The sequence below is a fragment of the Anaerococcus senegalensis JC48 genome (genome assembly GCF_000321005.1).
In the GTDB taxonomy this organism is placed as follows: domain Bacteria; phylum Bacillota; class Clostridia; order Tissierellales; family Peptoniphilaceae; genus Anaerococcus; species Anaerococcus senegalensis.
In genome coordinates this window covers 183,577-193,212 of sequence record NZ_HE578909.1, presented here as the reverse complement: position 1 = coordinate 193,212, position 9,636 = coordinate 183,577, and the positions used below count along the sequence as shown (strand labels likewise).

The 9,636-nt window shown below is 27.7% G+C and carries 8 protein-coding genes and 1 rRNA gene; 6 read left to right on the top strand and 3 right to left on the bottom strand.

Annotated features, from left to right (window positions below; translation table 11 throughout):
- Positions 1 to 31: 31 nt before the first annotated feature.
- From rrf to ASHG_RS08680, 3 genes are all read left to right on the top strand, one after another.
- Positions 32 to 148 (top strand): 5S ribosomal RNA (gene rrf / locus ASHG_RS08690).
- A gap of 405 nt (positions 149 to 553) precedes the next feature.
- Positions 554 to 1,126, top strand: a complete 573-nt coding sequence (locus ASHG_RS08685) for a uracil-DNA glycosylase family protein (protein WP_040398889.1) — start codon at positions 554 to 556, stop codon at positions 1,124 to 1,126.
- Positions 1,127 to 1,178: 52 nt separating this feature from the next.
- Entirely contained in the window at positions 1,179 to 1,466 is a 288-nt protein-coding gene (locus ASHG_RS08680; RefSeq protein ID WP_040398888.1) for an AraC family ligand binding domain-containing protein, read from the top strand.
- A gap of 126 nt (positions 1,467 to 1,592) precedes the next feature.
- Here ASHG_RS08680 and ASHG_RS08675 read toward each other — a convergent pair whose 3' ends face one another.
- From ASHG_RS08675 to ASHG_RS08665, 3 genes are all read right to left on the bottom strand, one after another.
- Positions 1,593 to 2,879 (bottom strand): dicarboxylate/amino acid:cation symporter, encoded by a 1,287-nt coding sequence (locus ASHG_RS08675; RefSeq protein ID WP_040398887.1) that lies wholly within the window; start codon positions 2,877 to 2,879, stop codon positions 1,593 to 1,595.
- A gap of 13 nt (positions 2,880 to 2,892) precedes the next feature.
- Positions 2,893 to 4,116: an amidohydrolase gene (locus ASHG_RS08670; protein WP_051145912.1), complete on the bottom strand. Its 1,224-nt coding sequence runs from the start codon at positions 4,114 to 4,116 to the stop codon at positions 2,893 to 2,895.
- Positions 4,117 to 4,575: 459 nt separating this feature from the next.
- Positions 4,576 to 5,529 (bottom strand): 3-hydroxyacyl-CoA dehydrogenase, encoded by a 954-nt coding sequence (locus ASHG_RS08665; RefSeq protein ID WP_040398885.1) that lies wholly within the window; start codon positions 5,527 to 5,529, stop codon positions 4,576 to 4,578.
- Between the two features lie 234 nt (positions 5,530 to 5,763).
- Between ASHG_RS08665 and ASHG_RS08660 the strand changes: the two genes are divergently transcribed.
- The 3 genes from ASHG_RS08660 to ASHG_RS08650 all read left to right on the top strand — a co-directional run bounded on the left by ASHG_RS08660 (position 5,764) and on the right by ASHG_RS08650 (position 9,457).
- Positions 5,764 to 7,134: a Na+/H+ antiporter NhaC family protein gene (locus tag ASHG_RS08660; protein WP_040398884.1), complete on the top strand. Its 1,371-nt coding sequence runs from the start codon at positions 5,764 to 5,766 to the stop codon at positions 7,132 to 7,134.
- A gap of 144 nt (positions 7,135 to 7,278) precedes the next feature.
- The gene (locus ASHG_RS08655) at positions 7,279 to 7,665 is read left to right on the top strand and encodes an MORN repeat-containing protein (RefSeq protein WP_040398883.1); all 387 of its coding nucleotides are present in this window, start codon (positions 7,279 to 7,281) and stop codon (positions 7,663 to 7,665) included.
- On the top strand, positions 7,655 to 9,457 hold the full coding sequence (locus ASHG_RS08650; RefSeq protein WP_040398882.1) for an acyltransferase family protein: 1,803 nt from the start codon (positions 7,655 to 7,657) through the stop codon (positions 9,455 to 9,457). Before ASHG_RS08655 ends, ASHG_RS08650 begins: the two co-directional genes overlap by 11 nt.
- The last annotated feature ends 179 nt before the right edge of the window (positions 9,458 to 9,636 follow it).

The window sequence follows — 9,636 nt, the reverse complement described above, 5'->3', positions numbered from 1 at the left end:
GATTAAAAAGGTTAAAACAGTATATTAAATATGTGGTGACGATGGCAGAAGGGATACACCTGTTCCCATACCGAACACAGAAGTTAAGCCTTCTAACGCCGATGGTACTCGGAGGGAGACCTCCCGGGAGACTAGGTAGTTGCCAAACAAACAAGATCAGCTTAGGCTGGTCTTTTTTGATTTATATTTTATTTTTTCTTTCATTTATGTTAATATTTTTATTAGTTTTAATTTTATAAATTTTTTACTTTTATATTCAGGTTTTATCATTAAGAAATTAATTTATATATTAATTTAAATTTCTTTTATTTATTTTTTAATTTAGTATATGGAATGATTTATTCTATATCTTATTTTTTATAGTATATTTTTGATATTTAAAAACAAATTTAATCTATCTTTGAATAATTTAAATCCTAGTGCAACAATATTTTATATAATTAAAAAATAAGTGTATATTTTATATGTAGGATTTTTGTTATAGGCTTATTTTTTCCCTAGAATTTTATTGTAAATTGGTAAAAATTTATTTATGATTGAATAAGGAGGTTCTATGCAAGTAGAAGATATATTTGAAAAGTTAAAGGAAGATTATAGAAATAAAAGCTATACGGATAGGGGAATTGAACCGATTTTTCAGTTAAATAGAGATTGTAAAATTTTGATAATTGGTCAAGCTCCTGGTAGGAAAGTTGAGGAAAGTGGAATTTTATTTAATGATAAAAGCGGGGAGAATTTAGTGGATTGGCTTGGTATTAATAAGGACATCCTCCATGGTAAAGACTTTTCTATAATACCTATAGATTTTTATTATCCAGGTAAGGGAAAAAGTGGGGACAAGGCTCCTAGAAAATTTATTGCCAAAGAATATCATCCTCTTCTACTTGAAGAGCTTAAAGATGTTAAATTAACTATATTGATAGGAGCATATGCACAAAAATTTTACCTAAAAGATAATTTTAAGAAGAACTTAACAGAAACTGTTAGAAGTTTTAGAGACTATTTGCCAAATTATTTTCCTCTAGTTCATCCGAGTCCTTTAAATAATAGGTGGTTAGCTAAAAATACTTTTTTTAAAGATGAAACTCTTCCAGAACTTAAAAAAATTATCCTAAAGATACTTTAAATTGTTATAGTATAATGAAATAGATAATAATTATTATAAATAAGGAGATTATATGAAAAAATTAAGTGCTAATGTTTTGGATGGTAAATTTGAACATTTAATTGATGAGGATAAACTACAAATCACTCACCTTCAAATTAAGAAAGGTGATGAAGTTGCTAGTCATAAATCAGATAAAAATGTGATAGTTGTAATTTATAATGGTAAGGTTAATTTTACTGGAGAAAATGGGAGTGAGATTATAATACCAGGCGATATAATTAATATGGAACCCAATGAATTGCATGCTTTAAGTGCTATTGAAGATAGTGATTTGATGGTTATTAAGGCAAGTATTTAAAATACAATAATTAGGAAAAAAAGATTTTTATTAATTTATTATTTATATTATAAAACTCGACAAGTTTAATGTTTCTTGTCGAGTTTTTTTCTTATATTTTTTAATTGTCTTTAAAAATTATTTATTTTATTTGTTGTAAGTGTCTCTGTCTATTTCTTTTTCATTTGCAGCAACTATCAAGGCTGATGATGCAGCTGCTGTTACATTTGTTGCTGTTCTTCCCATATCTGCAAGTGATGAGATTGGTGATAGGATTACTACCATTTCTACTGGAAGTCCCATTGCAGCAAAAACTGCTGTTGTTGTTATTGTCGCTGTTCCCGGTACACCTACTGTTCCAAGTGAAACTAATAAGGCTACAAATATTAGCATTATATAATCTGATACTTTATAGTTTATTCCAAGTACATTTGCTGTTAATAGGGCTGACATTACTGGCCAAAATCCTGCACATCCTGGCATTCCCATTGTTGCTCCCATTGGTGCAACGAAGGAAGCTATTTTTTGACTTACTCCCATATTTTCTGTTAGGTTTTCAATGTTTGCGGCAATTGAACCAACTGATGATTGGGTTGTAAATCCTATTGCTTGAACCGGCCAATTTTTCTTGAAAAATTTAAATGGGTTAAGTTTTGCAAGTATTGCTAATAGAGCTCCTGTTGTTATATATGAATGGAATACTGATGCCACGTAGGTTAATATTAGGATGAATAAAAGAGGCTTAACTGCTGTATAATCTATATTTCCTATTGAATTTGCTAATAAAGATAATACAGCATAAGGGGTAAAGTCTGTTATAAATCCTATTAGTCTAAATATTATTTCAGAAAAAGATTCTATAAAATCCACAAAGGGCTTAACTTCTTTTTCTTTTCCTCTTTCTATTAGTTGAAGAATAGCAAGTCCAATTAGAACTGCAAATACTATTATTGGGATTACAGATCCTTCTGATGCGTCTAGGACTATATTTTTTGGAAAGAAGTTTACAAAAGCATCTGCAAATCCTGGAACTTCTTTTACTTCGCTTGATTTTGTTATAGGAATATTAGCATCTTTTCCTATTTTAAATATTACAGCAAGTATAAGTCCTATTGATGAACCTAGGACATTGTGAAGGCTCAAAACTCCAATTGTCTTTAGTCCCATTGATTTAAGATTTGCTAAGTTTTCTGTTGATATTACAATTTTTATTACTGATGCAAGTAAGAGAGGTATAACAACAGAAAATAGCAGATTTGCATAAATTCTACCAAAAACTCCTATATATTCTGTACTTTCTTTAAAGAAAAATCCAAGAATTATTCCTAAAATTGATCCTGAAATCACCCTCATTCCAAAGGATATTCCCTTCTTTTTCATAAATCCTAATAGGTAGAAAAGTATAAGACCTATAAATAATGTTAAAAATTTCATATATACTCCTTTATTATTTTGTTAAAATTTCAAAAGCGAAAGTGCTTAAAAGTGATGATGCGTAGTAGATTACATTAGGGTCAAGGTCAAAATTTTTTGTGTGAATATTTGATCCTGATCCATATTTTTTGTTTTTTATGCCAAGCTCTACAAATACTGTAGGTGCTAAATTTGAATAGGCTGAAAATGTTTCAGATCCAAAAGACATTTTTTTATCTACAATTGGATTTTCAAATAAACTGTTTGCTACATTTCTTGAAAGCTTTGCAAGTTTTTCATCATTAATTGTAGGATAGGTTACGATTTTTGTATAATCGTTAAAATTAACCTTAGAAGAATATAGTTTTGCGGTATTTTCTACAATATTTTTAAAAAGATCTAGGGCTTTTTCTCCTGTTTCATCTTTTATAAATCTGGAAGTTCCCTTAAAGTTAGCCTTGTCAGCAATAATATTTGGAGCTGAACCAGCATTTATTGATCCAATTGATAGGGAAATATTATCTCTAGGATCAAATTCTGATATCCATAGACTTTCTAGATTATCTATAATTTTAACTAAGGCTTGAATTGGTGAATTGGAAAGGTCAGGTCTTGAACCATGTCCACCTTTTCCATAAATATCAACATCAAATCCCATGCTTCCTGCTTGAATTGTCCCATTCTTTATAGAAAATTTTCCAATATCAAGACTTGGATCGACATGGTTACCGTAAATTGCATCAAAGCTTATGTTTTTATCTTTTATAAAAGATATGACATCCGAAACTCCCTCACAAGTTTCTTCAGCTTGTTCGAATATAAAGTAAATTTTTCCTTTTAAAATATCCTTATAATCTTTAAGAATTTTTGCAGAAGTTAAGGCAATGGCCATGTGTCCATCGTGACCGCAAGCATGCATTAGACCCTTATTTTTTGAAATAACCTCTCTTTTTTGGCTTAGATTATTAGAATCTTCTAAAATTTTTAGAGCATCCATATCACTTCTAAAGCCAACAGTTTTTCCAAATTTTCCACTATCAAGTAGGGCAAGAAATGAATTTTTATTTGGAATTTTTATGATTTTATATCCCATATTTTTTAATTCATTTTGTAAAAAACTACTTGTTTTGAATTCTTTATTGGATTGTTCTGGATAAGTGTGTAGATAATTTCTAATAGCCTTACCATAAGCTAGGTTTTCTTTTGCCTTTTTTTTGATATCCTTTGTGCTAATACTAAGTTCTTCTTTGTTAATCATATTTTTATCTCCTTTCGTTTTTGAGATAATAAAAATGAGTAAAAAAAAATCCCGCCCCTCAAAAAGGACGAGTTACCGTGTTTCCACCTTTATTCACTTTTTATTTTTAAATAAAAAGCCTCATTAAATAAAGTTTAACTTAAATATTTGAAAAATTAAGTTATTACTTTAATCGGAGTCTAACAACTCCTAGCGCTATAACAGGCGCACCTGTTATTGACTACTTTTTTCGCCAATAAGACTCAAAGATGCATAAACATAAATATCTCACAGTCTATCTCAGCTTTTTAGACTTTCTCTGTAATAAGTGTATTTTATGTTCTCTTCTTTTTTACGTCATTAATATTACAAAACTAATTATACAATCCTGACTAAAATAGTCAAGTATAAAATATTTATAAAAATAAATTCTCTTAACCTAGAAATTAAAGTATAGGTTAAGAGAATTTTTACTTTTTTTTATTTATATTTGTAGAATCCTTCTCCAGTTTCTACTCCTTTAAGACCTTTTTCAGCTCTTTCTTCTAGTTTTTTTACAGCTTTTGCGAGTGGTGAGTTTGGATCTTTTGCTTTTGGACTTATCTTTGTTATATTTATTACTGTTGTAATTCCAACTATATCTATAATTTCAAAAGGACCTTTTGGTGCTCCTGTTCCTATTTTCCAATCCATATCTATATCTTTTGGTTCAGCAATATCTGCTCCATAAAGCATTAAAGCTGAATCTAGTAGTGGAACTAGAAGTGAATTTAAAATGTATCCTGGTTGTTCTTTTTTAAGTATTGCTGGATACATTCCAATTGATTTTGCAAATTCTACCACACTTTCAAAAGATTCATCACTTGTTTTATCATGTTTCATTATTTCTGCAACATTTTGTCTCCAAATGTTATTTGCAAAGTGAAGATTTAAAAATTTATCTTCTCTTTTTGTATATTCACTAAATTGTGAAGGTAGAAGAGTTGATGAGTTTGAAACTACTATTGTATCTTCTTTTAAATGAGATGAAATTTTTTCGTAAAATGCTTTTTTCTCATCCACAATTTCTGCAATTGCTTCTATAACTAAGTCCGCATTTGAAAAAGCTTCATCAAGATCAGTAGTGTATTTCATATCTTTGTAAATTTTGTTATTTACATTTTTTAACTCTTCTATTTTTTCTTCAGTAATTTCACTTTTGTCATTGAAAAAAGATCTAGGATAATCTGGATTTTCTTGTCCAATATAAGTTGGAGCAATTTCTAATTCTTTTGAAAAAATATTGTAGAGTCTTTCAATTCTTGGTTTAATTCTTTCAATAGAAGCTTCGCTTCTTCCCCAAAGGGTTACATTATATCCATGAAATGCTGTTATATAAGCTATTTGAGCACCTAGTACTCCACCGCCAGCAACAGTTACGTTTTTTATATTCATTTTATTCTCCTTTATAACTTTTAATCTCTTTTTTATTTATACCCATTTATTTTTTAAATTTATTATTTTTGCTTATCTTAATTTTTATAAAATATTTTGTTTTTCATATTGTTATTTAAATTTTCTAACTTTTGTTATAATTATAAAAGGCATATAAATATTTAAAATTTTAGTTTTACTATTTGTTTTATAAGTTTTTATAAAAAATTATTTCAATATAAAGGAGTTAATTTAATGAATAGAGAGGAAAAAATTTCTGCAAAAGCTTTAATACCATTTTTAGTTTTTATAATTATTTATTTATCAACAGGTATTATTCTTCATCTTAGGGGAGTGAAAATGGCATTTTATCAACTTCCAGCACCTATTGCAGCTTTTGTTGGAATTATTAGTGCATTTTTATTATTTGGTGGAAGTATTGATGATAAATTTGAAGATTTAATAGAAGGTTGTGGAGATTCAAACATTATTATTATGTGTTTGATTTACTTATTGGCAGGAGCTTTTTCTGCCCTTGCATCCAAATCTGGAGGAGTAGATTCTGTAGTAGGATTGGGACTTTCATTTATTCCCGCTAAATTTTTAACAGCAGGTGTATTTTTGATAGCTTGTTTTATTTCTATAGCTACTGGAACTTCTGTTGGAACTATTACTGCTCTAGGTCCAATTGCTGTTGGTCTTTCTGAATCTGGTGGAATAAATCTTTCACTTATGCTTGGAGCCTTGGTTGGTGGGGCTATGTTTGGAGATAATTTATCTATTATTTCTGATACAACAATTGCATCCACAAGAACTCAAAATTGCGAAATGAAAGATAAATTTAGGATGAATATAAAAATAGCCCTTCCAGCAGGCATCATTACCTTCATTCTTTTATTAATTTTTGGAGCGCCTGAAAGCATGCCAGCTCAAAAAGTTTTATCATATGAAATTATTAAAATTATCCCTTACATATTTGTTCTTATTTCAGCACTTATGGGATTAAATGTATTTTTGGTTCTTACTGGAGGAATTGCTTTTTCTGGTTTTATTCTTCTTTTAGATAATGGATTCGATTTATTAGCCCTATCTCAAACTATGTGGGAAGGCTTTACAGGAATGTTTGAAATATTTTTACTTTCCATGTTAATAGGTGGACTTTCTAATATGGTTAGTAAAGAAGGTGGTATAAATTGGATTATTGAAAAAATCAAAAAAATTGCAAGAGGAGAAAAATCAGGAGAGTTTGGTATAGCTATGCTTGTTTCTCTTTTAGATATTGCTGTTGCAAATAATACTGTTGCAATTATAATTTCTGGCCCAATTGCCAAAAAAATGTGCAAGGAATATAAAATTGATCCAAGAAGATCAGCTTCCTTGCTTGATGCATTTTCTTGTGTTTTTCAAGGAATAGTTCCCTACGCTGCTCAGGTTTTGATAGCTGCAAGTTTTAGCAAGGGAAAAGTTGCTCCTTTTCAAATAATTCCATATTTTTGGTATCAATTTATACTTGGTATAGTTGCAATAATTTCTATATATATTCCATTTGCAAAGGCAAAAGATAAGTGGAATTTTGAATATGATATGGTTGAATCAAAATTAAAAGAAAATATAAAAAGTAAGTAAAAATTTGCTAAGAATTTCAAAAGATATTAAAATAAAAATTTTTGAATTTTTAGACTTAAATAATTATTATTTTATCAATATATAATAGGTGATAAAAGCTTTTGTTTTTGATATAATTACTATGATGATAGTAAAGAGGTAGATATGGATAATAAAAAATTCAATTCATTTTTTGCATATTTTGTAGGTATTTTGATGGTTATTTCTTTTATATATATTTTATTTTTGTTAAAGCCCAAAAAAGTATCAAATTACAAAGTAGCAAAAGATATAAGATATAGTGGTGAAATTGTTAAAAATAAATTAAATGGAAAAGGAAATCTTACTACTCCTGAAGGAAAATATATTGGAGAATTTAAAGACTCTAGATTTGATGGGGTAGGTAAATTTGTAGGAGATGATTTTATTTATTTTTCTAAATTTAATAAAAATAAGGCTAACAAAGATATAAAAATCAAACTTAAGGATGGATATATTTATAAAAAAGTAAAAAATGGTTGGATGAGATTAGAAGGTAAAGATGAGAATTAAAGGCTTAGATTATATTCGTGTATTGGGAATTTTTTTGGTGGTATTTTACCACTTTTTTTCAAATTTTATTCCTGGGGGGTTTTTAGGAGTAAATATATTATTTGTATTATCAGGTTTTTTAATTACCTACCATCTTTTAGATGAAATATATAAAAATAAAGAAATTGATATTAGAAAATTTTATTATAAAAGATTTGTTAGAATTTTTCCTCCAGTTTTGTTGATGGTTTTTCTAACTAGCCTTTTTTGTTTTTTTATTAATAAGGATTACAGTGTAAGATTTTTTGATCAATTTATATCAGCTATTAGCTTTAATTACAATATTTTTGAAATTGTAAGAGGGGGTTCTTATGAGGGACAATTTATAAGACAATTATTTATGCCAACTTGGTCTTTGGCTATAGAAGTTCACTTTTATTTACTTTGGCCTTTGGTTTTGACCCTTATAGTTAATAAATTTAAAAGTATAAAACATTATGAGAAGAAATATTCCTCATTATTAATGAAAATTTGCATTTGCCTTTATTTTATTTCATATTTATTGATGATTTTTCTTGTAATAAGCTCAAAAGACAAAATATCATTTGTTTATTTTTATGATTTTACCCGAATGGGATCTTTTATTATGGGGGCCTTTGTTGGGTGCTTTGTAAAAAGATTTTCTTATAAACAAATTCCATACCTAAAACCAACAGCTATATTTTCAGTGATTTTGATTGTATTTAGTTTTATTTTTTCCTACAATAATAAATCAACCTATACATTAGCTTTCATTTTAACTGATTTTATTACAGCTTTGATGATATTGGTTTCTTATTCAAATAAAAATATAGAAGAGAAAAAAATAATTAATAAATTATCCATGTATTCTTACGGAATTTTCATCTTCCATTGGCCAAGTTTTGTAATAATTACAAGTGTTTTTGATAATTTTTTTGGAGTGATATTGGCAGTGTTAGTAACAGCACTATTAGTATTGGTTAATTTTCATTTGTTTGAGCCTTTATTTAATGGAAAAGATATATATCTTGGAGAAAAATTCTTTAATAATAAAAAAATCATTTATGAAAATAATAAGATGATTATACAAATTTTTCTTGTCCTTATATTTTCATCCTCAATAACAATGGCATATATTTTGGATAAAAAAGCCGATGATATGGTAAGTATAGAAAAAACCATTTTAGAAAAATCTATTAAACAAGATATAGATAAGATAAAAATGGATAAAAATTTACTTGATATGGCTATAAAAAAATCTGAAAATAAAGAAGTTACAAATGAAAATAATGATGTTATGATTAATGTTTTGGCAGATAGTGTACTTTTGGGTAATAGGGAAATGATTCAAGAAAACATTCCAAATATTTACGTAAATGCAGAAGGAAGTAGGCCAATTGATTCGGCAAGTGATTTAATAAATCAAATGAAAAAAGAAGGAAAATTGGGATCTGTTGTCGTAATTGCCCTTGGAACAAACGCTATAAAAGATCCAAAAGAAAGTCTTGAAGAAATTATAAAGGCAATTCCTCAAAAAACACGCTTAATATTGGTAACTTGCTATGATAATCGCTATAAACAACCTCACAGAGTATCGGTTGCTATGAGAGAAATTTCGAAAAAATATGATTTCATAACCCTAATGGATTGGGAAAAAGAAGCAATGGCTCATCCAGAATATTATTCAGGAACAGATGGAGTTCATTATTTTGGAAGATTAAATGTGTATGATGCTTATTTAAAAATGCTAAAAAATTCAATAGATCAATCCTTAAAAAATAAGGCAAAATAACAAAATTATTAAAAGAAAAACCTAAAAATTCAGGTTTTTCTTTTTTATATAATTATAAATTAAAAACAAGATAAGTCTTTTAAATCAAAATATTTTATCTAAAAATTGCTTTAATTAAAGTTTAGAAATTAGAAAGTTTATATTTAGTTATTAATTCAAGCTAATAATTTATTAATATT